Origin of the sequence: Rhizobium binae (assembly GCF_017357225.1) — a bacterium.
GTDB lineage: Bacteria > Pseudomonadota > Alphaproteobacteria > Rhizobiales > Rhizobiaceae > Rhizobium > Rhizobium binae.
The window spans coordinates 1,634,769-1,659,620 of record NZ_CP071604.1 but is presented as its reverse complement, the minus strand read 5'-3'; the positions used below and the strand labels follow the sequence as shown (position 1 = coordinate 1,659,620).

Below are 24,852 nucleotides of genomic sequence, written 5' to 3'. Positions count from 1 at the left end.
GATCAGCAAAGAACGCCGGAAATTGTAGGCCGTCTTTTACCGGGCATTAACCCTAACGGATCGATAACCATCTCACCAAGTTCATTTTCTGTGAGCACCAGCGGATGTCTGTCGCCCCGCCCAAATTCCTTTTGGCCCTGAGCCTTGCAGCCATGACGGCTGCATTGGGCAGCTGCACGACGTACAAGCCGGCGCCGAAAGCCTTCAACGAAGCGACCATTCAGCCCTATGCGCTTGATAGCGGCGACCGGCTGCGCATTACCGTCTTCGACCAGCAGAGCCTGACCAATACCTATACGGTTGATCAGGCCGGCTATATTGCCTTCCCGCTCATCGGCCAGGTCCCTGCCCGCGGCCGAACCCTGCAGCAACTCTCAGGGCAGATCGCCCAGAAGCTGCAGCAGGGCTATCTTCGCGATCCCGACGTCACCATCGACGTCGACCGCTACCGTTCGATCTTCATCATGGGCGAAGTCGGCCAGCCCGGCCAGTATGCCTATGTTCCCGGCATGACCGTGCAGAATGCCATCGCCGTTGCCGGCGGCTTCAGCAGCCGCGCCAACCAGAGCATGGTCGACGTCACCCGCAAGATCAACGGACAGGTGCTGACCGGCCGCATCAACATTTCGGGGCCGATCATCGCCGGCGACACGATCTACGTCCGCGAACGGCTCTTCTGAGCAATGGGAAAACAGAAGCCGCTCCGCATCCTCCACTGCTTCAGGTCGCCGGTCGGCGGAATCTTCCGCCATGTCCGCGACCTGGTCGAGGAACACGCCAAGGCCGGCCATGACATCGGCATCCTCTGCGACAGTTCGACCGGCGGCGAGTACGAGGACAGCCTGTTCGACGACATTCGACCCTATCTCTCGCTCGGCCTGACACGGGTGCCGATCCGACGGTCGGTCAGCCCGTCCGACATTGCGACGATGTGGGATACGTACAAGAAAATCAAAAGTTTGCGGCCGGATGTGCTGCACGGACACGGCGCCAAGGGCGGCGTGCTCGCGCGGCTTGCCGGCTCAGCCTTGCGGGTGAACAGGTATCGCGTAGCCCGCCTCTATACCGCGCATGGCGGAAGCCTGCATTATTCGCGCTCCTCGCTCAGCGGACAGTTCGTCCTCAGGATGGAGCGCCTGCAGGAATACTTCACCGACGCGCTGGTCTTCATCTGCGAATATGAGCGCGACACCTACATGCACAAGGTGGGCAAGCCACGGACGAAGACGAGACTGATCTACAACGGCATCAGCGAGCGTGATTTCGAACCGATCCCCACCCGCTCGGATGCCGTCCATTTCATCTATGTGGGAATGCTCCGGGACCTCAAGGGTCCCGATCTGTTTGTCGATGCCTTTGCCAAGACCGAGCGGCTGCTCGGGCGGCCGCTGTCGGCGCTGATGATCGGTGACGGACCTGACCGGGACCGTTACCGCGAGATGATGGTCGAACGCGGCCTCGGCAAACGCATCGGCATGCTGCCGGCAATGCGCGTCCACGAAGCATTTTCGATGGCGCAGAATCTTGTCGTTCCCTCGCGCGCCGAAGCCATGCCCTATATCGTCCTCGAGGGCCTCGGCGCCGGCAAGACGATCATCGCCAGCCGCGTCGGCGGCATTCCCGAAGTGCTCGGCGCCGACAGCGCGGCGCTGGTGGAGCCCGGCAATGCCGACGATCTCGCGCGCGTGATGGCGGAAACGCTGAGCGTGCCCGGCTGGCACGCCAGAACAATGCCGAAGCCAGAGGCGGTAAAGGCGGTCTTTTCCTCCGCCGTCATGGCGCGTGATGTGCTGAAATTGTACCATGAGCTGGTCGATCCCGCCGCCGGCCGAACAATGTCGGCAGCCTTGTAAATATTTCTTAGGGGCTTTCTGGTACTTCGCTTGCTGACAACGAGCGACAAAACCCCATGAACAAGCTGGAAAAAAGCGATCCTTTCGACGTGGAAGCGTTGCGCAAGCAGGTCTCCGACATCGAGGCGCGACGCAATGCAGGTCGGGAGCATGCCTCCGAACCGACCGAAATCAATGCCTATGCACGGCAGATCGCCGAACAGTTCCGCGACGGAACCCGTTCGCCGGCCATCATTATCGGGCAATTGCGGTTGCTGGAATTCCTGGCCCTTTTTTCGATTGCCCTGATCGTTCACCTCGTCGCACCCGGCGACGGCAGCGAAACCCTGCTAGTGCGGGCAGGCATGGCGGCAATCGCCTCCGCCCTGACCGTGGTCTGCCTTCAGCTCGCCGACACCTACACAATCCCGGCACTTCGGGCGAAGCTGCGGCTGATGCCGCGCATCCTCGCCGCATGGGCGATCGCCCTCCTCCTCACCACCGGCCTGTTCGCGCTCGTGCGCGGCACCACATGGACGATGGCTGAAGCCTATCTTCCTTGGTTTGCTGCCGGCGCGCTTTTCCTTGCCGGCGAACGTTTCCTCGTTGCTTACGGCATTCGCAACTGGGCACGCAATGGCATCATGGAGCGGCGCGCCGTCATCGTCGGCGGCGGCGAGCCCGCCAAGGAGCTGATCCGCATTCTCGAACAACAGGCAGACAACGACATTCGCATCTGCGGTATCTTCGACGACCGCGGCGAGAAACGCTCGCCGATCATGGTCGCCGGTTATCCGAAGCTCGGCACCGTGGCCGAGCTCGTCGAATTCGTGCGGCTGACCCGCATCGACATGCTGATCATCGCCCTGCCGCTGTCGGCCGAGGCTCGCATCTTCGACCTTCTGAAGAAGCTCTGGATTCTGCCGGTCGATATCCGTCTCGCGGCGCATGCCAACCGGCTGCGCTTCCGGCCGCGCGCCTATTCGCATGTCGGCTCGGTGCCGATGCTCGACATTTTCAAAAAGCCGATCCGCGACTGGGATTCCGTCGCCAAGCGCGGCTTCGACATCTTCTTCACCCTCGTCGCGCTTGCCCTGCTGTGGCCGCTGATGCTCGTGACAGCGATCGCCATCAAGGCGACGACCGAGGGCCCTGTCTTCTTCATGCAGAAGCGTCATGGCTTCAACAACGAAATCATCAACGTCTTCAAGTTCCGCTCGATGTACACCAGCATGTCCGACCCCACGGGCAAGGCCGCGGTGACCAAGGGCGATCCGCGCGTCACCCGTGTCGGCCGCATCATCCGCAAGACTTCGATCGACGAGTTGCCCCAGCTTTTCAACGTGCTGAGAGGCGAGCTGTCACTGGTCGGCCCACGTCCGCACGCGGTGCTCGCCCAGGCCCGCGACCGCGCCTTCGGCGATGTCGTCGAGGGCTATTTCGCCCGCCACCGCGTCAAGCCCGGGGTCACCGGCTGGGCGCAGATCAACGGCTGGCGCGGCGAGGTCGACAATGACGAGAAGATCAAATTCCGCACGGCCTACGACCTCTATTACATCGAGAACTGGTCGCTCTGGTTCGATCTGAAGATCCTGTTCCTGACGCCGATCCGGCTGCTCAACACGGAAAACGCCTATTGAGCGCGGTCGAGGCGACATATCCGCGTGTCGCCCAGCCGCAGCGGATGGCGCTGCGGCTGATCGGCTCGGCCTTCGTCGCCTTCGGCGTCTTCCTCTCCGGCTTCGTCATCGACGAGCCGGCACCCTACGAACTCTGGATGGCGGGGCTGATCGGCCTCTGGTTCATTCTGGGGCTGAGGATTTCGCGCGGCGTCGCCCCGCTGCTTGCCCTGCTGCTCACCTTCAATATCGGCGGCATACTGTCGCTGACGCAGATGAAGGATCTGGCGACGGCGCCGATGTATATCGCCGTGTCGACCTTCCTGGCGCTGACCGCGGTCTTCTATGCGGCAATCATCGAGGACAGCCACAAACGGCTGCCGCTGATCTTCAACGCCTGGACCTTCGCGGCCGTTGCCACGTCTGCACTCGGCGTGCTCGGCTATTTCCACGCCTTTCCCGGCGCGGAAATCTTCACTCTCTATGACCGCGCCAAGGGCGCCTTTCAGGATCCGAACGTCTTCGGCCCCTTTCTGGTGCCGCCGTCGCTCCATCTCATCCACGGCATCCTGGCCGGGGACCTGAAGAAATCGCCGCTGAAGGCCGCCGCTCTGCTCGTGCTGGCGCTCGGCATCTTCCTTTCCTTTTCCCGTGCCGCCTGGGGCCTCTTCGCGCTCGGCGTCCTGCTGCTGATCTTCATCATGCTGCTGAAGGAGCGCAGCGGCGCCTTTCGCTTGAGGGTCCTGGTGCTGTCGCTGGCGGCAATCATCATGCTGGTCGCGTCGCTGCTTGTGGCGCTGCAGATTCCAAAGGTCGCCGAACTGTTTTCGGCACGTGCCCAGCTGGTGCAGCAATATGACGGCGAGCATCTCGGTCGCTTCGAGCGTCACCGGATCGGCTTCACCATGATGATGGAGCGCCCGCTCGGCATCGGCCCGCTGGTGTTCGGCACGATGTTTCCCGAAGACGAGCACAATATCTGGCTGAAGTCGCTCACCACCTATGGCTGGATTGGCTTCGTCAGCTATGTCGGGATGCTCGTCTGGACGCTGGCGATCGGCTTCCGAAACCTGCTGCTCGACCGGCCGTGGCAACCCTTCCTGATGGTCGCCTGGATCTCCGTCCTCGGCCATGCGGCGATCGGCAATGTCATCGACATCGACCACTGGCGGCACGTCTACCTGCTGCTTGGCACGGTCTGGGGCTGCGCGGCGCTGGAAGCGCGCCACCGGCGCCGCCGCAGGCAAAAAGGAGCGGCGCAACCTATTTCGTCGCACCTGCCGTCAGACCGGCAATAAACCGCCGCTGGAAAACGAGATAGGTCAGGATGAGCGGGAAAATGACAATCACAGCGCCGGCTGTCAGAACCGGCGTGTTGACGGTATAACGCCCCTGGAAGAACAGCATGCCCAGCGGCAGCGTCCGATAGGCGTCGTCATTGACCAGAATGAACGGAATCAAAAACTCGTTCCAGGTCCAGATGAACAGGAACAGCGCCAGTGTCGACATTGCCGGCACCATCAGCGGAACGACGATCTTGCGCAGGATGTAGAAGCGGCCGGCACCGTCGAGCACCGCCGCTTCGAGAATCTCTTCCGGCAATTGCTGCATCGCGCTGGCAAGGAAGATCGTCGAGAACGGGATCGACATGGCGATCTGCGGCACGATCACCGCTGCATAGGTATTGATCAACCCGAGATAGCGCATTTCATAATAGAGCGGGATGATGAAGGCCTCCGCCGGCACCATCATCCCGAGCGTCAGGATCGCGAACAGCGTGCGCCGGAGCGGAAACGACAGAAAGGCGAAGGCAAAACCCGTCAGCAGGCCGAGAAAGACGCTTGCCGCCACGACCGGTATGACGACGATGATCGAATTCCAGAAGTAGATGTTGAAATGTCCGGCATTCCAGGCATCGAGGTAATTTTCGAAATGTGGGTAGGCCGGGAGGGCGAATGCGCCCTGCAGGACGTCGGCCTTGCTCTTGAATGACGTCAGCAACAGAAGCAGAAACGGCGTGATCGTTATGAAAGCCAGAAACCAGAGAAGAATGCGGAACGAGAGCGTGGCGGCAGGGATGTTGGACGAACGGCTCATCAAGCCAATCCTTTACTTCTTGAGCCGACCAGCCGGTGAATTGCATAATTGATCGCGAATGTGAGCAAGGCGCCGACAATGGCGATGGCCGCCGCCGCGCCGAACCGGTTGAGCTCGAAGCCCAACTGATACATGTAGATATTCGGAACGAGCGTGGCATTCGCAGGTCCGCCGCGGGTCATGGTGAAAATCAGGTCGAAGCTTTTGATCGACGCTATCACGGTCAGCAGCAGCACGACCCTGATCTCCGGCATCAGAAGCGGCAGCGTTACCCAGAAAAACGTCTTTCGCGCCGAAGCGCCGTCGACCTTGGCGGCGTCGAAAAGGGACGGGTCGATGCGTTGAATCCCGGTCAGGAAGATGACCATGCAAAAGCCGAAGAAATACCACGTCGCGACAATCCCGACCGCGGGCAGTGCAAAGTTGAAATTCCCCAGCCAGGGGAGCGCGAACATGCCCAATCCCACCGCCCTGAGGAACTGATTGAACGGGCCGAATGCAGGATTGTAGAGCCATGCCCAGATGATGCCCAAGACGGCGGTCGGCATGATGTAAGGCAGGAACAGGAAGGTTCTGAGGGCGAGCTGTTCGCGCTGCTTCAGGTTCCAGACGCAGGCAGCAAGCGTGATGCCGAGCACGAGCGGCAGGACGCAATAGAAGATCATCAACTCGGCATTGTTGCGCAAGGCAATATAAAAACGACCGTCTGCAAAGAGGTCGACATAATTGCCCAGGCCCACCCATCGGGGCATGCTCACACCATCCCAGCTTGTCAGGCTCAAACCCAAAGCCGCAATGATCGGCCCAAAGACAAAGGCCGTGTAGAGCAGCAATCCGGGCAACAGATAAAGCAAATTGGTAGGCTGGGAACCGTCGAGTTTCGAGCGTCTCATCCAGTACTCCGTGAAGCCAAAGCTATGATCATCGCGCAGCAAGCCTGAGCCTGCTGCACTGATCCTGTGTGATGAACGGGACGCAAGCCACGACCGCAACGCGGCGGCCGTGACCGGCGCGTCGTCTTATTTCGTACCCTTCAAATAGGCCTGATAATCCTTGTCCATTGCGTCAACGAAGGCCTCAGGCGTGATGTTGCCGGACAAGAGAAGCGGTGTATTGTCGTCTATTGTCTTCAGCATTGTCGGGCTCGACCAATCGGGGTAATGGCCGAGCGCATCGTTGGCATTAAGGGTCTTCCACATTTCGATGCCTGACGTCAGCAGGGGCGTCAGCTTTGGCTTCGCGTCGGCCGCCAGCGACGTTGCGGGGAGATAGCCGGCATTGGCCCAGGTTTCAGCGGCCTTTTCCGAAACCATATAGTCGATATAGTCGCCGGCGAGATCCTGCTTGGCCTTGTCCTTGGCAAGGCTGGTGATCGCCCAGGCAAGATCGACGCCGCCGACGCTGAGCGGCTTGGAAATCCCCTTCGGGGCGGGAATGGCCATGAAGCCGATATCCGGATTATGTTGCATGTCGCCGAAATACCAGGTGCCGGAGATCAGGAATGCTCCCTGCCCTGATATGAAGAGCTGGACGGCGTCGTCACCGGAGATGCCCTCGAATCCCGGGAAGAAATAACCGCCCTGCGCCCATTTCTGCACGAGTTTGGCCGATTCGATATTCCCCTTGGTGTTCCAGGTGCCGCCCCGGCCATAGATCAGATCGTCGAGTTCGGCGCGATTGCTCGCGTCGATATGCGCCTGGTCGATGGCGCCGATCATGTGCAGGGCCAGATGCTGCTTCGCCGAGCCCATCATGAAGGGGGCAACGCCCTTTTCCTTCAGCTTGTCGAGATCGGCCAGAAATTCCTCGAAGGTTTTCGGCAGCGCTATGCCAGCCTCGTCGAGGATCTTCTTGTTGTAATAGAGGCCGACGATCTCGGCGAGGCCCGAAATGCCGTAGGTCTTGCCGACCCCGAATTTGGGCCCGTCCCAGCGATCTCGGGCAAGCACCGAATCCGATTGCCGCTTATCCCAACCATATTTCCTGATGTAGTCGTCGACCGGCAGCAGCAAGCCTTCCTTGACCATCGCGCCCATGTCGCCGGCGCCCTGATTGACCTTGGTGACGACAGGGCCGTCGCCGGCCGAGACCGCAAGCTTCAGCGTCAGCTTCATGTCATCGAAAGTGCGGGCGGTACGCTTGATCGTGACACCGGAATGGGACGCTTCGAACTCCTTGTTAAGCTGCTCGATGACAGCACTCTGACCTTCATAGGTCTGGTCGTCCCACACCGCCAGATCGTCGGCGCGGGCGGCGGAAAGGCCAAAACTCAGGAGCGCCGCGCCGGCAAGCGCGACAGCTGCTTTCAATCGGTATGCCGGCAGTATGCTGATCGATTTCACGGTTCTTTCCATCTGCTCCACCTCACTTGGTTTATTCTCAACTCCCCGCTCAGGCCTTGCTCCAGGCACCGGCCGAGCGTTTTCTTCCCCCAGAGCTTTGCCTGGCTGGCGAATCTGAGGTAATCGTCAGTGCATCAGCTCCTCTCGTGACCTCAAACGACAAAGCGCCACGCAGGAGGTGGCAAAGTGATGGATACCAGTTGCTTCATCCGTCCCGCGATTGAAGCGGATACTGAAGCCTTCTTTGATATCTGCCTGAGGACCGCCAATGGCGGTCACGATGCCAGCGCCCTTTACAGCGACCGGCGTCTGCCCGGTTACATCTGGTCGGTACCCTATCTCAAGTTCGCCAAAGACTTTGCCTTTGTTCTCGTTCACGGTGATCGGCCGGTCGGCTATGTCATAGGCGTCCCCGACACCAGCCTGTTCGACCGGAACCTCGCGACAAACTGGTGGCCGTCCGTGCGCCACGAGATCGCCGGACTGGCGCCCACCCGACCGCGCGATGCCGACGTGCTGGAGCGAATCCAAAATCCGCGCAGCGGAACGCCCTGGCTTCAGGACCAGTACCCGGCGCATCTTCACATCAACATTCTTCCCGGAGTTCAGGCAAGCGGCTGGGGACGACGGATGATCGACACCGAGCTCCAGGCGCTTCGCAATCATGGGGTCAGGGCCGTGCATCTCGGGGTCGATCCAAACAACGAACGCGCCAGAGGCTTCTACCGCCATCTTGGCTTTTCCGAATTCGAGCGGGATGGCTCCGTCGCCTTTGCAATGCGGATCGATGAGGGATCCCGCTAGAACCGACGGAGCCAGACTACTCATGAGATTGGCTCCGCATTTGCGGCGTCAAGCCCATACTTCAAAACGACCGCCGCCGGCATGGCGCTCCAGCCCTGAAGCAGGGAGCCGCGCCCATAGGGCGGCGAGAAATATTCGACCGCGCCGATCCAGCCCTTGTCGAGGCAGGTTTCCCACCAGCGTGTCAGCGCATAGCGCGCGCCCCCAAGTCCGTGGCGCAGGCGTTCTTCGGCATAGACGCCATCCCAATAGGGCCAGTCCGAGCCATTATGATAGCGGTAGGGAAAAGCGGTCTTGGATCGCAGATCGCCTGGCCGCTTGAAGGGCGGATAGGCGCACATGACACCCCAGCTGCCATAGGGCTGTTCCTGATTGTTGCGCGTTTCCAGTCTGGCTTCAAACGCTCTCAGCAGGCGAACAGCCTTCGGCCGCGAAATCGCACCGAACCGCGACAGAGTCAGGCTGTCGAGAGCCAGATGGTCCTCGACGAATACGCCCGGTGTTCCATAGTCGAGATAGCCTCCCGTTGCCGGGACAAAGAGTTTGGCCTCGATTTCCTGGCGGGCCAGATCTGCGGCCCGGCCCGCACGTTCGGCAACGGCCGGATCGTGCCCCTCGCCAAGCCTCGCCACCGCATCCATGGCGCCGACGAAAAGTCCGAGATCATACGAGACAAGGCCCTCGCGATAGACGTTGTCGGCCCAATCCCGGTCGTTACGCGGCTTTATCGGCAGAACGCTGTCGGGGCCGGCCAGGCTGAGATAGCGCTCGGTGATCGCTCGGACGATCGGCCAGTGCAACTGCGCCTCGGCCAGGTCGCTCGTTGCGCCGACATAGTCGTCGATGAACAGAATGAAGAAGAGCGGGCTGTCGAAGTGGTCGCTCCACCAGTCCTGCGGACGGTTGTGATATTCCGGGACTGCCCTTTTGTGGATTTTGGGATTGGCCTTGCTTTCCGCGACAAAGCGCTGCCAGGCCTTCGATTGCGCAGGCCCGGTCAAGATCACACCGCTCGGGGCTTCGCCATCCGGCTGCACACCCTTGGCGAGCAGCCGGATCTCGTCGCGCACCGCCTCCGGCGCCAGCGTCAAAAGGGGCTGCATCGTCCAATAGCCGTCGCGGTAATAGGTCCGCGCCGGAGCGCTATAGGCCTGTCCGGCCGCAAGACCGGCGAAGGCGCCGTTTTCGTCGCGTCTGATGCTGGAAAGGGCGGCGTGGATGCCCTGGCTGACCATGCTGCGCATCAGCGGGTCGGCGTCGGGTGCCAGATCGCAACGCGCGACATATTCAGCCGCTTCCGCGATGATGGCTTCGCTGGTGAGGTCGAGCGCGTTTTCGGCTTCGTGCCTTGAGGCGCCGACGGCAATGCGCAGATCGGAACCGACGGCCTCCGCGATGAGCACCCCCCAGCCCATTTCGAAAGTCTGGCGATGATGGTTCCTGGAGCCCCTCGCCCGTGCGCTTTGCCGATCCGGCTCGTGCCACCAGGCGCAACGACGGGCCGGATATAGGCCCAGAAGCCCCACGCCGCGGATCAACATCACCGGCAGCGACTGTGCGACAAAGACGCCACCATGTTGCGAGACAACCCGGTTCGGGCCGTAGGCGTAGGGCCCCCTGATTGCAGAGAATCTGACCCGCCCCAGGTTGCCTGCGCCCCACAGGGCAAGATCAGCATATCCATCCGGGCGGATATCGGCCTGAAGACGTGGCGCCATGACAGGAAGTAGAACTGGTTTTTCGCAAGACAGCTGACCATCGGCCAAGGGCTTTAACATGCGAAAATCCCCAACAGTCCGGTTGAGGCGCCGTCAGAAAGCAAAATAGCAAAATCGCGGAACCGGCAGGCACCAGTTCCTCTTCGGGCGATCCTGGCGCGCATGCTGCTGCCCAGACAATATGCATGATCCATACTTGTCCTCGACCCTGATTATTTTCATCGCGCATTGAAATGCCCGTTTGATACCAGCCTACAGGCGACCTCCCATTTGTCAAGGACATAGACAAATCACCAACTTCCATGTACTAAATTCGGGTCAGCTGATAGGGTTGAGCGCCTGGCCCTGTTTTTCGTGATAGTTGAGAGCCGATATCTCCTCTGATTAGGTATGCGCTCCGAACTAATTGAAACGAGCAGCCGAATGGCCATGACATCTCCTGCCGCACAGACTCCAATCGCACGGAAAATTTCGACCAACGCCGTCATCCGGACCGTGTTGGCGAACGGCTCGATCTCCCGCGCCGACATCGCCAAACTGACCGGCTTGTCGAAACAGACGATTTCCGAGGTCGTGCGCGACCTTGAAGATGAGGGGTGGCTGAGACCCGTCGGCCGAACCGATGGCCGACCAGGTCGGAATGCGGTCATCTACGAAATCAACGCCAGAGCTGGACTGGCTGTCGCAATCGATCTCGGCGGCACCAAGATTGCTGCGGCGATCTGCGATCTGCTGGGGAACGTGGTTGCCGAAACCAAGGTGGCTACCGACCGACGCGGTGGAATGCATCTCGTCAATCAATTCAGCGACCTTATCGTTGAGCTCGCATCGGCGGCGGGGACGACCGCCGACAAGCTTCGTCTCGTCGTTCTCGGCAGTCCCGGTGTGCTCGATCCGGCCACCGGACATATCAATGTCGCGCCAAACATCCCCGGCGTCGACGCTATGGACCTGCGGCAGATCTTCAGCAGCAGGATGGGTCTGCCGGTCATCGTCGAAAATGACGTCAATCTCGCCGCGCAAGGGGAGCGCTGGCGCGGACACGGCGTCGAGATCGACAATTTTGCTTTCGTTGCGCTTGGAACAGGCATCGGCATGGGCATCATCGCCAACGGGGCGCTGCTGCGCGGGGCACGGGGCGCTGCCGGCGAGATCGCCTATCTCCCGATCGGTGGCGATGCCTTTGATCCGGGCGGGTTTACGCTTGGCACTCTTGAAAGCGCCGTCGGCAGCGTGGCGATGCTTCGCCGCTACATCGGCTTCGGCGGGCGCAATGCATCCACCGTGGCCGATCTCTTCGCCGCGTTCAACGCAGGCGAAGCGAGCGCTGTCGCCGCAATCGAGGAGACCGCAAGGCTGGTGGCGATCGCCATTGCGGCAATCGGCGCAACCCTCGATCCCGAACTGGTGATTACCGGCGGCAGCATCGGCGCAAGGCCGGAGCTCGTTGACGCCATCCGGCGCTTCCTGCCGCGATGCACACCGTACCCGCCGCGCATCGAGATCAGCCGCTTCGGCAACCGCGCCGCCCTGATGGGCGGCATGGGGATCGCGGTCGAGCGCATGCATGACGACCTGTTCGGGGTAAAATTGCGAGAGGCTTGAAGACTGCCGTGGCAGTAGGCAACGAATAGCTTCAGTCGCGACGATGCCCGTGCGGGCGCGCCAAGCACAAGCGATGGCCGGCTCATGGCCGCAAGATCGGGGGCGCCCGGCAAGTCAAACCGCAATCAACCGCCGCCACTTGAGAAGCGCTGCAAATGCGCTAGATTTTGCACCATGATAACAGCAACGCAGATACGCGGCGCGCGCGCCATGATTGGGATGAGCATCGAAGAGCTCGCTGCCGCAAGCGGCCTGCCGGTCGAGACGGTGGCGGCGTTGGAAAAAGGCGATTTTGCGGGCGAGCCGCATGCGCTGTTCGACGTGCGCAGCACGCTCGAGGCGCACGGCATCATCTTCCTTTCGAGCGGCAACCAAGATGAAGGCGGCCCCGGCATTCGTCTGCGGGCACGCACGTCAAGCGATGACGGCATCCGGCCGGAAAATCTCAATGCCGCCAATGACGATTGACGGAACAGAACCGTCGCCCTGTCCGGAACCCAAGTGTCAGAGATAGGTCTTGGCGAGGTCGGCGAGTTTGCCGCCGTCTCTCACGCCCTGCCTGTAAAGCTGAATGATGACCGCACCGATCCGCTCCGCCTCCGGCGCCGTTCTGACAAGTCCGCGTTCGACACAGACCTTGTCCAGCACTTGCGAAAGCAGATCGAGATCTTCCGAAAAGAGCGGTAAATCATGCGGATGAATTGATGACCTTAACATCGCGCCGCACTTCCCCTCCGAGGGCAAACGCCTTCACGCTTGCATCGCCGGACGCCCTCCGCAACCGGCAATAAATCAATTATGCGCGAGGGTCAGAACTTTAGCAACTGCGCAAATTCCTATGGAACAAAATATTGTCCCGCGGATTATGAGCGCGTTTTGCAGAAGGAATGAGCGAGTGCAAACGTTGAGTGAAAGGCGCTTCCCCTCCCCTGTCCGAGTGCATTCTCCAACCAGTAGCCTCATCGTTTCCACCGCCTGGGACGCCGTCGAATATCTGAAGGGATGGCCCGGCAACCGAGGGCGCGACTATCGCGTAGCGCTCCAGCATTGCCTGGATGCCCTCGACGGGCTGTGCAGCCCAAGCATCGCACATGCTTCCTTCGTCACGGCGGCGAGGACGGCAGGCTTACTCTTGTGAAAGCGGTCAGAGACCATCGGTGTGAATGAAGAGGCGGAGCGGAGGAGTTTTGCTCTCCCGCAGAACTTATGCAATGACCCGGTCCGCAGCCGCGAGCACCTCCGGCGGGATGGGAATACCGATCCTTTCGGCGCCCCTGAGACTGACGATCAGCTCAGGCTGCATGACGCGCTCGATCGGCATGTCGCCAGGCTTTGCTCCCTTGAGGATGCGATCCACATTCCGGCCATCTGCCGCGACGCCCTTGAGAGACTTGTGCCGTAGGCCAGCAGCGGCCCGTGGTGGGCCAGATCCCGTGCGAACATCGTTGGCATCCGGGCAGACATTGCGCGTTCGGCAATCTGCTCGCCATGAGTGCTGGTGCGTGGCACCTCCAAAGACAGCAAGGCCTCTGCGCCGTCGCTCCTGAACGCCGCGAAGGCCGCCTCGATGTCCTCTGCCCCCCTTAGCAATACCATCTGGGGGCGCAGTCCCGCGGCCTCGGCCTCCGCTGTGTAAAGGTTCGGCAATGTGTCCGGCACGCCTGCGTCCCCCATTATTGCCAGCCGGGAGAGGTTGGGAACGGTCTGCTTGAGGATACTGATCTGTGTCCTTGCCTGCTCGGGGTCGAAATTGGTCACGCCTGTGGCGTTTCCGCCCGGCCGCTCCGCATCCCTCACCAGCCCGGCGACGACGGGATCGAGCACGACCGTGAAGACAATGGGTATATCGGATGTGACGCGGCGCACGGCTTGGAGCGTCACCGCGCCGATCACGGCGATGATATCGACCCGCAGCGCCACAAGTTCCTCTGCGAGGCTGGACAGTTGATCGAGTTGTCCAGCGGCAAAGCGTGCTTCCATCTCGAAGGTCTGTCCCTCGATATGAGCAAGCGCGGCTAGGCCGTCGCAGAAGGCGGTGAAGCTCGGATATGACCTGTCTCCAGCGAGCAGCATGCCGATCCGCGGGATGGCCGCACCGATCAGATGTCCCTTGCTCATAGCCACCGTTCTCACGCTGAGCAATCGAGGTTCAGCAATCCCGCAAGCGAGACCTGTTTACCATCAACTCTGGCAGGGTTTCCTCACATAGGCGTGACGGCTTTGCACGCGAACACAGCCTTCCGCAGAAGAACGCAACCAGCCTTGCATGGCAGATCTCAGCTGCGGCGGCCGCCGCCACCCATGGCGATGAACTGCGGGTGCATGGAGCCTTCGATGATCACCTTGGCGGTAAGCTCGACCACCCGCTCCTCGGCCAATTCGGCAAGCGCAAGGGCGACGTCGCCCTCCGGCCAGCCAGCCTTAACCGCCTCGTCAAACAGAGCCTGGAAAGCGCCGACGAGAGTCTGCTTGCAACTCAGATTCTGATTCATGTCCGGCATGCGTTCGCACCAGGCTATCGGTAACAAGGGTATTTCCAATCTACACCTATTTGCGGGAAGGCGAAGCGTTTTGAGATATTTTCAAGCCGAATACAAATTTCTCACCACAAAATCTCGTATAGCCTTAACAAAAACCAAACGGTTTCGACCATTCCGCAATTGAATTCCTAAGATGAACCGGATGCTTATTTGCACATCGCCATTTAGACAGGCATTTTTCTGGATTGTTTACTTTAAATAGTTAATTTCCGGATCAGATAATTGGAATATTGTTCTGTCGCGATGCAAAACATTGGATATCATCGTTTCATCATCGTCCCTCCCCCTGTCAATCGGCTTCGGGAACTCTCCGGCCGGCGCGTCATCCATCACGTCGTGATGAAGAGGCCGTTAACAAGGGCGGCTGACCGCCTCGTCGGAAGGGCAGCTCCGGCGCCGGCGCGAATGGCTGAGCGTTAATCACCTTAATACCACAACGGCACCACACTCCAGTCAAACTCCGCCGTACCATTGTCTTTGCGGGCCAACTTTTTTTCAGGAGGTGAAATGTCAATCGAACTGGACGCTACGACCTATGTCCACGCCAAGCCGGCGACCGCTCATTCCTATATCTTGCCGACTGTCGTCGATGTTCTTGAAAACAGTTTCCAGCAAGCAAACGAAACAGCGGTCTTCGACCTCGGTTGCGGCACCGGCGGGGCCGCCTCCGTCCTTGCGGCGAAAGGCTACGATGTCGTCGGCGTCGATCCGTCGGAAGATGGCATCGCGAAAGCGAGAGCGGTCCATCCCGATCTCCCGCTGGAAATCGGCTCCGGATATGAAGATCTTACCAGCCGTTACGGAACCTTCGATGCGGTGATCAGCCTGGAGGTGGTGGAGCATGTATACGATCCCAAGGCTTTCACGGCCACCATGTACGATCTGGTAAAGCCGGGCGGCATCGCCGTCGTCTCGACGCCGTTTCACGGTTACTGGAAAAATCTGGCGCTGGCCGTGAGCGGAAAGATGGATGACCATTTCATGCCGCTGAAGGACCACGGTCATATCAAATTCTGGTCGCCGGAAACGCTCAGTACGCTGCTGAATGACACCGGTTTCGAAAACGTCGATTTCGAATATGTCGGAAGGATTCCGCTCCTGGCGAAATCAATGATCGCAATCGCGCAGAAACCGCACTGACGGCCCCCGTTCGCCTTTGCGGCACACCCGCGGCGCTCACAACCAAATCTGCTATTTCTGACTGGGATTTCAAGGGGATAAATGGTCGGGGCGACTGGACTCGAACCAGCGACCCCTTGACCCCCAGTCAAGTGCGCTACCGGGCTGCGCTACGCCCCGACCTGCCGAAACGGCTTGCTTCGTTTAGTTTTTCAGCGCGTCCAATGCAAGCGGAAAAAGCCGGCCTCCCACAAAAAGGAAGCAGTTCGGCTAGCGACAATCAGATCGCGGCGATCTTCAGCCGGCCTTCGGCGGTCTCTCGGGGCTGCCACGCCTGATAGTTGGTGATCGAGAAATGAGGCGTTTCGAACGGCGTGGCGTGAGTTTCGGTGATGACGGTGACATCAGCGCCAGCCGCCTCACCGGCCAGGATGCCGGCAACGGCGTCTTCGAAAACGAGACATCTCGCCGGATCGACGCCGAGACGGCTTGCGCCAAGCAGATAGCCCTCCGGGCTGGGCTTGCCCGATTTGACCTCTCCACCGCTGACAATGACCTTCGGCATCGGGATACCGGCGGCGGCCATGCGGCGCCTGGCGAGTTCGATCGGCGCCGACGTGACGATCGCCCATCGGCCGTCGGGGATGGCGTTCAGGAAGCGGACGGAATCGGGGATCTCGACGATACCGGAGATATCTTCCATCTCCTCGGCAAGCAGCAGATCCGCCTCGTGGGCCGGATCGACCCCCGGCAGGCCGAGCCCGCGGATCACGTCGGACGCACGGATACCGTGGATCGTCTTCAGGAAGACCTCCGGCTCGAAGCCATGGCGTCTTGCCCATTCGCTCCAGACACGCTCGACGACGGCAATGGAATTCAGCAGCGTTCCGTCCATATCGAAGAGGAAGGCATCATAAGACCTGTCGAGGACGTCGTGGAGAGCGGACACGGGTGTTTCCTTGCGAGCGCGAGACAGTAGGCGGTAGGCAGTAGGCAGTAGGCAGTAGGCAGTAGGCAGTAGGCAGTAGGCAGGCGAGTAGCCGAGAGCAGCGGCAGCGTCAATGTCAGTCGTTGACGTCGGGATGGGTGACGTTGCGAACATCGGCCAGGCCGCGTGCGGCGTCGCGATTGCCGGTCGCAGCGGCGGCTTCGAAGATGCGCGTCGCATCATCGTACATCTTCAGATTGAAATAGCTGTAGCCGCGCAGCACCATCAGATCGATGCGCTCCTGCTGCAGCTGGGCGCGCTGATCGAGATAGATGAGGGTTTCGCGATAACGGCCGGCGTCGAAGGCCTCCAATGCACGATCGGCGAGGATCGCCACCTGCAGTTCGGCAGCGCGCTGGCGGCTTTGCGGCGCCCTGGTGGCCGCGACGGCGGCATTGCTGGAAAGACCGGCGCGCAGATATGCAAGGCTCTGGCCATAGGCGGCGTCTTCGCGGATCTTGCGGACCGGGCTGTGCAACGCCGTCTCAAAGGCAGGGATCGCCTCCATCGGCCGGTTGATCTCCATCAGGCACCAGCCGCGCGACAGCGCCTCGGACGGTGCGAGTTGGCCGGCGTCGATTGTCGTCGAGCATCCCCGCGCCCGGCGCGGACCGCGCTCGACCGCCACTGTCTCCATCGCCGGCCTTCCGGCACGAACGGAGTCTTCCGGCTCCGGCTGCGTTGAAGCGGCCGGAGGCCGCGGCGGCTGTGCCGGCTGAACCGGCTGCCGCGGGGCCATCGGCGGCTTTGCCGGCGGCGCGCCGTCATTCGACACCAGCGTGCCTTCGAGATTGGCGATGCGCGCAGACCGGCCGGCCCAGGCCCGCTGAAGGTCGAGCACGCCCTTGCGGTCGTTCAGTTGCGCTCGGGTGACGGCAAGGCCATAGGCGGACGGTTCGTCGTCCGGTTTCCAGGCAAGCGCGGTTTCGAACCAGCGCGCTGCGGTCTGGAACTGGTTGAGAGAGCGTGCGTACCAGCCGAACTGCTGCGCCGTCGGCACATATTTGCGGGCGATGACCTCGGTGGCGATGCGGTGCAACACCTCTTCGGTGAGATCGGCGGGCGGCTGCAGCGCCATCAGATTGGCGGTTGCGGCAAGATAGGTCGATGTCGCGTCGTCGGAATCGGCGCGCCAGCGGAACATCACATCCTCGGCCTCCTGAGGCGACTTGCGAGCGATCAACGCCAGTGCCAGGCCTTGCGAAGCGACTGCCGTTTCCTCCTTGACTCGGGCCGCGCGGAACCACTTCTCGGCATCGGCAGGGTTGTTGCGGCGAAGCTGGTACCAGCCGAGCAGCAACGCATCGGAGGCAAGACCTTCGCTTTCGGCCAGTTTTTCGAGGCGCGCGACGTAACTCGGCGCGATGGCAAGCTTCGGATCCTCATTGCTCTCGGCCACGAAGCGTCGGGCGAGGTTGTCGCGGATCGCGTCAAACTCCCTGCCGCCGTCGGCTGCGGGCTTCTCCAGCGCCAGCAGCGCCTGCATGGGCTGATAGTCAAGCAGCGTCGAGGCCTTTTCGACCGTCGCCCGCCGTTCGGCCGGATCGCCACAATTCTTCAGTATATAGGCATAGGCATCCTGGCCGCGCTGCGACCGCTGCGTGCGAACGAAGGCTTCGGCGACGCGCCAGAGGACATCGACCTCGCTGCAGGTCAGCAGGCTTGGCGTCGCGGCGCCAATATCCACCACAGTTCCATATTGCTTGAGATCGGACGCGTTGACGAGACGGGCGCGGGCCTCGGCGACATCAAGCCGATCGAGCAGATCGGTCGGCGGCCGCCACCCGGCATCGGCCGCCTGCCGGTCGGCGATCGCCTTGCGCAGTTCCGCATAACGTCCATCGGAATAGAGTTTCCACATGGTTTCTAGCTGTTTGTCACCGTTTTGCGGCACAGCGAGCGGATCGGCCGGCGGAACCCAGTTCGGATAGAGCGCCTGCAGGCGGGAGATTTCAGCCTGCAGGCGCACTTTGTCGCCGCGGCTGGCAAAATAGCGAAGCGCGCTTTCATCGACGTCAGGCTGTGGCGGCGCTGCCGTCTGTTGCCGCGCCGGCGGCTCGGTGACGATCGCGGGAGGAACCGGCGCTGATTGACCGGCGGTCTGAGATCCCTCGGCTTGCGGTGCTGCAGGCGGCTCCTTTGCGACGTTCGGCTCAGGCGTGTCCGTTGCGGGCGGCTGCGGAGAGGTGATTGCCTCGATCTTGTCGGCGACGGCCTCGACATTGAAGTCGGGATTGCCGGCTGGAACCGGCTTGATGCGACCCATCATCATCAGCTCCGGCGACGGCTTGGCGGCGGGAATGCCGAACCGTTCCTGCACAGTGGCGCGATCCTTCAGCCCGGTGACGAGGGTCGCCACCACGGCTGCCGCCGAAATCGCCACGAGAGAAGACTTCACAGACACTCTGGATGCTTCTCCCCGATATAGGCCAGCCCCAGCAGTTGAAGCGTGGACGGATAATAGAGTGCGGGTGCAAATTGCAGGGCCGAGACCGGCAGCTTGGTCCCGTCGACCACACAGGCCACAACATCGTTAACAATTCTATAACCTGGGTCGGACAACAAGGTCTTCGGCCGGCCGGTGGTCAGATCGATGGTGGCTGGGATGCCATCCTGCGACATGCCCTTTCGCAGGCGGGTCAACAGCGCCTTGTCTGCGACGCCGCCACGCGCGAGATAGAGCGGAATGCGAAGGGCGTTATAGGCGAATTCGGCGTCGAAACCTTCCGCCGGCCGCGGCGGGCCACTGAGGCTCACCCATTCGGCAGGAAGCCTGCGCGGACCGAACTGCATCGTCTTCAACAAAGCAACGCCATCATCCGACAGCTGCTTCCAGGCATCCGACGGGGCAAGTGCGGCCATCACGGGAATTGCCTCATAGATCCAGTAGGAGGGGTTGACGACGGGGCCGTCCTTGCGGTCGGCGGCGGTAAAACCTTCACTCCCCGGCAGCAGCAGCATTTGGCCGGCCGAGAGCGCGACTGCCTTGGCGAGCAGCGCCTCAGCCATGCGGGAGGCGGCCAGGATGTAGTCGTTGCGGTTCCACGCCGTGCCGGCAAGCGCCAGCGCATAGGCGATCAGCATATCGCCGTCGGTGGCGTTGTTGGTGTCGGTCACGTGCGGCTTGACGTTCGGATCCCATTTCCACACGGCCAGGCCATCGTCGCGCAACAGGAGTTCAGTGCGGGTAAAATACCAGATCTGCTCGAAATCGGCGGGGTTTGCCGAGAGATAGGCGAGCAGCATGCCATAGCCCTGCCCCTCGCTGTGGCTGATATTGCCGTTGCCGTTATCGATGATGCGGCCGCTCGGATCGAGAAACTTCGCCTTATAGGCGGACCACGCATCGGCATTGACCATCGCCTGCTGCGCCGCGGCGGGCAGGCTTGCGGGGACGAACATGGCCGTCGCCGCAATGAGGAGCGCGCGCCACCACATCATTGCGACCGGCCCAGATTTTTCAGCATGCGCGATGTCGTGATGCCGATCAGCAGCAGGAAGGCGACGAGAAGAAAGGCGTAGGAGAGAATGTTGGTCGACAGCCAGTTGGCGGCGATCAGACGATAGTTGGAGATTGACCAGGGTGTGGACGGCACGAAATCGAAGCGAGTGACGGGGACAGTCTCGATCTTCGCCGTCTTGCTCGAATAGGTGGTGATGTGGCCAGATATCTGTGGCCAATTCATCTGCGCAGTCAGAACCTCCAGTCCCTCGCGCAGATCCTTCGACGAAGGCGCCGTCACAACGGTCCATGCGCCGGTGCCCGCGGGGCTGGAGCCCTGGGCAACCAGCAGCGTGGCCAGATTTGGCGGCGTGAAGACTTCTTCCGCGCCGGGGATGAACTGCAGCGAACTGCGGGAAATGTCGAAATTGCGCCCCAGCCAGTCGCGGAAGGCGGTGATCTGTCCGCGCAACAGGCCCCCGCTAACCTTGGAATTCCATTCCTCAAATGCAGCACCGGTATCCACGACGCCGGGCTGCGTATCGACCACTGGACGCCACGAGGCCTGGCTCGCCGTGGAGACGTTGGCCTGCGTCAAGACAGTCGTCGGCATCTGTGAGATCGAGCCGATGAAAATGGCGTCGCGATCGCCGATCGTATTCGGCGAAGCCACGCTTTCGACGGCGATCGGATGGCCTGCCATGATCGCCATCTGGCCGAGCAGGGTAGCTGCGGCCGAGAGCGTGTCGGCGTCGGTGCGGTCGATGAAGAGCGGTGTCGGCTCGGTGGCCCGACTATAGGGATAGGCCGTGCCTGCCATTGCGGCCAGATTCGGACGCTGACCGACGCGGGCAAAATCCGGGATGTGCAATTCGGAGGTATCGAATAGGGCGAAGCGCGCATTGGCATCGGCGCTGCTGCCCGGTGCGCAGGCGGCATCGCCCTTGGTGGTCAGGATCGCCTCGATCGCCACGGTGTTCAGACCCGGCTTGAAGTGGCGCATCGTCACCCGGATCGGCAGATGGCGCAGAATGCCGCCTGTCGTCGAGGTGAGCGGCACTGTGGAGGCGATGTTGTCGTTGACGTAGATATCGATGTGGCTGCCCGGCAGAACCTTATCGGTATAGGCGGCGTCGAGCAGCACCTTCGCCTCGCCATAGGCATTGGCATAAAAATCCGCCGGCACGGCGACATTGAAGCTGGTCCGGAACCGGCGGCCGGAGAATTCGGTGGTTTTTACGCCGAGTTGGGACAAAGGAATGCTGGTATCGGAAAAGATCAGCGGCGCGTTCGGTGCGCTCCAGCGCTCGGTGGTCAGCACGTCGCGGCGGACATCGGCGGGCCTGTCCACCGGCGAGACGATCGTATCGATCGCCGAGGAGACCGCCTGCCAGGAAGGGCCGCTGATGAGAAGCACCGGCGAGCCGCTGCGCGGGTCGGTCAAGAAAGCGGCGAGCGGCGCACTCTCGGCACCGGACGGCAAGTTGGGAAAAAGCGGCCGCAGCTCCGCGGCCGTGCCGACCAATACGGCGAGCCTGCCTGGACCGGCGGCCGGAAGCGAAGCGGTGTTGAAGGCAAAGTTCTGGTTCGGCATGCTGCTCAGTACCGACAGGCCCTGCGCCAGCCGCAGCAGCGGCTGGGTGGTTCCGGGCTGCTCCAGCGCCGGGACGACGATATCGAACTCCGTCCGTCCGGTGCCGTCGACGCCGATGGCGCGGATTGAGTCGGCGCTCGAGAGCTCCGCTGCATTCCTGCCGGCGAAGCTTAGATAGGTTCCAGCCGGATCGATGTTCGACCAGAGTTCATAAGTGGATTGAATGCTGCAATCGGTGCGGTGGCGCTGGTCGGCCTGGAAGGTGACGAGGTTGGCGCCCGGCTGCAGCAGGCCGGAGGGAACCTCGAACGTGACGGCCGATGGGCCGTCCGGCGAGCCGACGCGCTGCTGGCCGATCGGGCGATTGTTGAGATATACGGTCAGCGCCGAGGCCTCGGGCGCGACGACGACCGAATTCTGATAGGCGAAGGTGAAACTCGCCTTGGCCGCCGCCTGCTCGGGGGTGAGATAGACGGACCATGAGCGGTGGTCGTATTCGCCGCCGAGGCTGAATTTCGAAAAGGGCACCAGATAATGCCTGAAATCGCGGGGCCTTGGCTGCGAGTCGGTTTTTGCTGCGGCGCCGGGCTGGGGCGCCGGCTGCGGCTGGACAGTGATCGGCGCAGGAACGGGCGTAGGCGCTGCCGGTGTCGCCGGTGCGGGTGTTACGGACACACGAGGCGCGACGGGCACCGGTGCTGTCGACGGGGGCGGAGCGGGCGGCGTCGGTCTCGGGGCAACGGATGCGCCGGGCGGGCGTTCGCCGGACATGTCGAAGGGTGCGGTCTGCGCCTGGGCGAAGGCAGAAGCGTTCAGCAGGAGTAACGAGGCGGCGACGATGCTTTTCATCCGGCATTGACCTTTGCCGCCTGCTGCTGTGCCTCCCGCTCCGGCCGCATGCTGCGGAAAAGATAAACGAGGCCGCGGCTGGTCTGATAAAGCGCCATGCCGACGAACCAGACGGTGCCGCGGATCAGGCCGGGGTTGCGGCGGCGCGAGGCCTGGAATTCGGTCCACTGGCCGGAATTGGCGAACATCAGGTCGGCGATCAGGCGATGGTCGAGGGCACTTTTCGGCACGTATTGGCAACCGACATTGCTGATATCGCCAGACGGCTCGATGTTGCGGACGATAAGCGGCAGGGTTTCCAGTTCGGCGCCGCTGTAGGGCCGGAAGCGGATTTCGCCGGGGGCGCCGACGATCATCTCATCCAGCTGTTTGTTGAAGATGTGAAGCCTGGCACCATGGACGGAAACGTCTTCGATCGAGGCCGCGTACCATTTGCCGTTGGCGCCGAAGTCACAACGCCGGTTGACGCGGACGCGGCGGGACAGGGCGCGCTCGCCGCGTTCCGATACGACGCCCAACGCACAGCCGGCCATGATCAGGTTGACGAGATTCCATCCGCCGACGACGAGCGTGACGTCGGCCTTATAAGGCTCGGCATAAATCCTGTAAGCGGTGATGACGAGCGCAATGATCTGCACCGCAAAGATGATGAAGAACGGACGGCTGATTTCCGACAGGCGGCTGACGGCGATCGATTCGTCCTTGGCGGTGACTTTGAAGGTCGGCTTCCTCGGATTGAGCATGACGGAGACGACAGCCGGCAGCAGATGGACCGTCTGGACATATTCGTAGAGTTCGGAAATCCAGGGCCAGCGGAACGAACCGTAGAGGTAGTTCTGCATCATCAGATTCACGAGCATATAGGCAAGCGTATAGGCCAGGAACTCGCCGCCGGAGGCGGTGAAGATCTCCAGGTCGAAGAACAGGTAGAAGAGCGGCGCAAACAGAAAGATCGTGCGCGGGAACGGGAAGAGCCAGAAAAGCGTGGAAGACATGTAGCAAAGGCGCTGCGGGATCGACAGCCCGCGTTTGAACAGGGGGAAGCGGAAACGCAGGATCTGCATCATGCCTTGCGCCCAGCGGCTGCGCTGGCCGATGAAGCTTGCGAAGGTGGCCGGCTGCAGGCCGGCGATCAGCGGCTTGTCGACATAAATGCTGTTCCAGCCGCTGCCATGCAGCGCCAGCGCCGTCTCGCAATCCTCGGTGATGCTGATGCCGGAAAAGCCGTTCTGCGATTCGAGCGCCTTGCGGCTCAACACAGCGGCCGAACCGCAGAAGAAGGCGGCATTCCATTTATCGAGGCCGCGCTGGATGATGCCGTAAAACATCTCGTTCTCGCTCGGCATCTTGTCAAAGGTGCGCAGGTTGCGCTCCAACGGATCCGGATTGATGAAGAAGTGCGGGGTCTGGACGAGGAAGAGCTTCGGATCGTCTTCGAAATAGCCGACCGTCTCGAGCAGGAAGTCGCGGGCCGGCGCGTGGTCCGCATCGAAGACGGCGATGAGTTCGCCGGTAGAATGTCTCATCCCATTGTTGAGATTGCCCGCCTTGGCATGCTCGTTGCGGTCACGCGTGAGATAGGTGACGTCAAGATCCTGGCAAAGCTGCTTCAGTTCGATGTGGCGGGCCGCCGACGCCTGCGCTTCCAGCAATTTGCCGGAGTTGCGTTTCTGCAAGGTGCCGCCATCGTCGAGCAGCCAGACATGCAGTTTATCGGCCGGATAGTCCATCGCCTTGGCGGCAGCCAGCGTGTTGCCGAGAAGGCCGGCATCCTCGTTGTAGGTGGGCACGAAGACGTCGACATGCGGCAAACGCCCGGGATTGGCGGCTCGCGATGGGCGCGGCGGCAACGGTGTGGCGACGATGAAAAGGCTGAGGGCCAGCATCGCCACGCTATACATTTCGGCAAGATAGAGCAGCAGGCCGGGAATGAAATTCTCAGGCTGGTTCAGCGGCGGCAGCGTATTGGTGGTACGCCAATAGACGTAGCGTAGCACGATCGACGTGCCGAAAGCGAGCGCCACCAGGCGCCAGGTCCCCTCGCCCTTCAGGATCTTGATCAGCGCCATCACCGTGACGACCGAGATGCTGGTGATGAGCTGTGTCTGCAGGTTTACCGGCAGGGTGATCAGCACGATCATGCAGAGCGAAACCAGGGCCCATATGAAGACGCTGCGGGCTTTGCGCATCGACGTTCCTTCGAAGTTGCTCGCCGAGGCATTCGTCCGACGCCCCGGGCACGCTCGGTAGAACAGGATGATTTCAGGCGAGGTCGGCCAAAATCTGAATCCTGTTCCAAATTA

Annotated in this window: 20 protein-coding genes, 1 tRNA gene and 1 pseudogene; 9 read left to right on the top strand and 13 right to left on the bottom strand. The window is 61.5% G+C overall.

Going from position 1 to position 24,852, the window contains the following annotated elements; genetic code table 11:
* The first annotated feature begins 104 nt into the window (after positions 1-104).
* Genes J2J99_RS08025 through J2J99_RS08010 form a run of 4 tightly spaced genes read left to right on the top strand, consistent with a single transcriptional unit; the run spans position 105 to position 4,749 of the window.
* Positions 105-680 (top strand): polysaccharide biosynthesis/export family protein, encoded by a 576-nt coding sequence (locus tag J2J99_RS08025; RefSeq protein ID WP_168294627.1) that lies wholly within the window; start codon positions 105-107, stop codon positions 678-680.
* Between the two features lie 3 nt (positions 681-683).
* A complete protein-coding gene (locus tag J2J99_RS08020; protein WP_168294626.1) occupies positions 684-1,853 on the top strand; it encodes a glycosyltransferase family 4 protein in 1,170 nt (389 codons plus the stop codon).
* A 56-nt stretch (positions 1,854-1,909) separates the two neighbouring features.
* Positions 1,910-3,472 carry an undecaprenyl-phosphate glucose phosphotransferase gene (locus J2J99_RS08015; protein ID WP_168294625.1) on the top strand — a complete coding sequence of 521 codons (1,563 nt, stop codon included), beginning with the start codon at positions 1,910-1,912 and terminating at the stop codon, positions 3,470-3,472.
* Positions 3,469-4,749, top strand: coding sequence for an O-antigen ligase family protein (locus tag J2J99_RS08010; protein ID WP_168294624.1), 1,281 nt, complete (start codon positions 3,469-3,471; stop codon positions 4,747-4,749). Before J2J99_RS08015 ends, J2J99_RS08010 begins: the two co-directional genes overlap by 4 nt.
* Here J2J99_RS08010 and J2J99_RS08005 read toward each other — a convergent pair.
* The 3 genes from J2J99_RS08005 to J2J99_RS07995 all read right to left on the bottom strand — a co-directional run bounded on the left by J2J99_RS08005 (position 4,715) and on the right by J2J99_RS07995 (position 7,902).
* Positions 4,715-5,548: a carbohydrate ABC transporter permease gene (locus tag J2J99_RS08005; RefSeq protein WP_168294623.1), complete on the bottom strand. Its 834-nt coding sequence runs from the start codon at positions 5,546-5,548 to the stop codon at positions 4,715-4,717. The genes J2J99_RS08010 and J2J99_RS08005 overlap by 35 nt on opposite strands.
* Positions 5,548-6,441, bottom strand: a complete 894-nt coding sequence (locus tag J2J99_RS08000; RefSeq protein WP_168294711.1) for a carbohydrate ABC transporter permease — start codon at positions 6,439-6,441, stop codon at positions 5,548-5,550. The genes J2J99_RS08005 and J2J99_RS08000 overlap by 1 nt, the downstream gene beginning before the upstream one ends.
* Before the next feature lie 126 nt (positions 6,442-6,567).
* The gene (locus tag J2J99_RS07995; protein ID WP_168294622.1) at positions 6,568-7,902 is read right to left on the bottom strand and encodes an extracellular solute-binding protein; all 1,335 of its coding nucleotides are present in this window, start codon (positions 7,900-7,902) and stop codon (positions 6,568-6,570) included.
* Positions 7,903-8,079: 177 nt separating this feature from the next.
* On the opposite strand from J2J99_RS07995, the gene J2J99_RS07990 reads away from it, so the two are divergent.
* Positions 8,080-8,694 carry a GNAT family N-acetyltransferase gene (locus J2J99_RS07990; protein WP_168294710.1) on the top strand — a complete coding sequence of 205 codons (615 nt, stop codon included), beginning with the start codon at positions 8,080-8,082 and terminating at the stop codon, positions 8,692-8,694.
* 20 nt (positions 8,695-8,714) lie between these two features.
* Here the strand turns inward: J2J99_RS07990 and J2J99_RS07985 are convergent, their stop codons facing one another.
* The gene (locus J2J99_RS07985) at positions 8,715-10,472 is read right to left on the bottom strand and encodes a glucosidase family protein (protein ID WP_168294621.1); all 1,758 of its coding nucleotides are present in this window, start codon (positions 10,470-10,472) and stop codon (positions 8,715-8,717) included.
* A gap of 363 nt (positions 10,473-10,835) precedes the next feature.
* On the opposite strand from J2J99_RS07985, the gene J2J99_RS07980 reads away from it, so the two are divergent.
* Both J2J99_RS07980 and J2J99_RS07975 read left to right on the top strand, forming a co-directional pair.
* Positions 10,836-12,017, top strand: coding sequence for an ROK family transcriptional regulator (locus J2J99_RS07980; RefSeq protein ID WP_168294620.1), 1,182 nt, complete (start codon positions 10,836-10,838; stop codon positions 12,015-12,017).
* A gap of 174 nt (positions 12,018-12,191) precedes the next feature.
* On the top strand, positions 12,192-12,485 hold the full coding sequence (locus J2J99_RS07975; protein WP_168294619.1) for a helix-turn-helix domain-containing protein: 294 nt from the start codon (positions 12,192-12,194) through the stop codon (positions 12,483-12,485).
* Between the two features lie 36 nt (positions 12,486-12,521).
* On the opposite strand, the gene J2J99_RS07970 is transcribed toward J2J99_RS07975, so the two are convergent.
* The gene (locus J2J99_RS07970) at positions 12,522-12,734 is read right to left on the bottom strand and encodes a hypothetical protein (RefSeq protein WP_009996470.1); all 213 of its coding nucleotides are present in this window, start codon (positions 12,732-12,734) and stop codon (positions 12,522-12,524) included.
* A gap of 148 nt (positions 12,735-12,882) precedes the next feature.
* Between J2J99_RS07970 and J2J99_RS07965 the strand changes: the two genes are divergently transcribed.
* Positions 12,883-13,155 (top strand): DUF982 domain-containing protein, encoded by a 273-nt coding sequence (locus J2J99_RS07965; RefSeq protein ID WP_205918609.1) that lies wholly within the window; start codon positions 12,883-12,885, stop codon positions 13,153-13,155.
* 66 nt (positions 13,156-13,221) lie between these two features.
* Here J2J99_RS07965 and J2J99_RS07960 read toward each other — a convergent pair.
* Positions 13,222-14,090, bottom strand: a pseudogene (locus tag J2J99_RS07960) (ABC transporter substrate-binding protein).
* A 203-nt stretch (positions 14,091-14,293) separates the two neighbouring features.
* On the bottom strand, positions 14,294-14,518 hold the full coding sequence (locus tag J2J99_RS07955; RefSeq protein WP_168294617.1) for a hypothetical protein: 225 nt from the start codon (positions 14,516-14,518) through the stop codon (positions 14,294-14,296).
* Between the two features lie 546 nt (positions 14,519-15,064).
* Between J2J99_RS07955 and J2J99_RS07950 the strand changes: the two genes are divergently transcribed.
* A complete protein-coding gene (locus J2J99_RS07950; RefSeq protein ID WP_168294616.1) occupies positions 15,065-15,697 on the top strand; it encodes a class I SAM-dependent methyltransferase in 633 nt (210 codons plus the stop codon).
* Positions 15,698-15,779: 82 nt separating this feature from the next.
* Here J2J99_RS07950 and J2J99_RS07945 read toward each other — a convergent pair.
* From J2J99_RS07945 to bcsA, 6 genes are all read right to left on the bottom strand, one after another.
* A tRNA-Pro gene (locus tag J2J99_RS07945) sits at positions 15,780-15,856 on the bottom strand.
* Positions 15,857-15,956: 100 nt separating this feature from the next.
* Entirely contained in the window at positions 15,957-16,625 is a 669-nt protein-coding gene (locus J2J99_RS07940) for an HAD family hydrolase (RefSeq protein WP_168294615.1), read from the bottom strand.
* Positions 16,626-16,740: 115 nt separating this feature from the next.
* Complete coding sequence (locus J2J99_RS07935; RefSeq protein WP_168294708.1) at positions 16,741-19,062, bottom strand: cellulose synthase; 2,322 nt, start codon at positions 19,060-19,062, stop codon at positions 16,741-16,743.
* Entirely contained in the window at positions 19,059-20,105 is a 1,047-nt protein-coding gene (locus J2J99_RS07930) for a family 8 glycosyl hydrolase (protein ID WP_168294614.1), read from the bottom strand. Before J2J99_RS07930 ends, J2J99_RS07935 begins: the two co-directional genes overlap by 4 nt.
* Entirely contained in the window at positions 20,102-22,549 is a 2,448-nt protein-coding gene (locus J2J99_RS07925) for a cellulose biosynthesis cyclic di-GMP-binding regulatory protein BcsB (RefSeq protein WP_168294613.1), read from the bottom strand. The genes J2J99_RS07930 and J2J99_RS07925 overlap by 4 nt, the downstream gene beginning before the upstream one ends.
* Positions 22,546-24,738 carry a UDP-forming cellulose synthase catalytic subunit gene (gene bcsA / locus J2J99_RS07920; protein WP_168294612.1) on the bottom strand — a complete coding sequence of 731 codons (2,193 nt, stop codon included), beginning with the start codon at positions 24,736-24,738 and terminating at the stop codon, positions 22,546-22,548. The genes J2J99_RS07925 and bcsA overlap by 4 nt, the downstream gene beginning before the upstream one ends.
* Positions 24,739-24,852 lie beyond the last annotated feature (114 nt).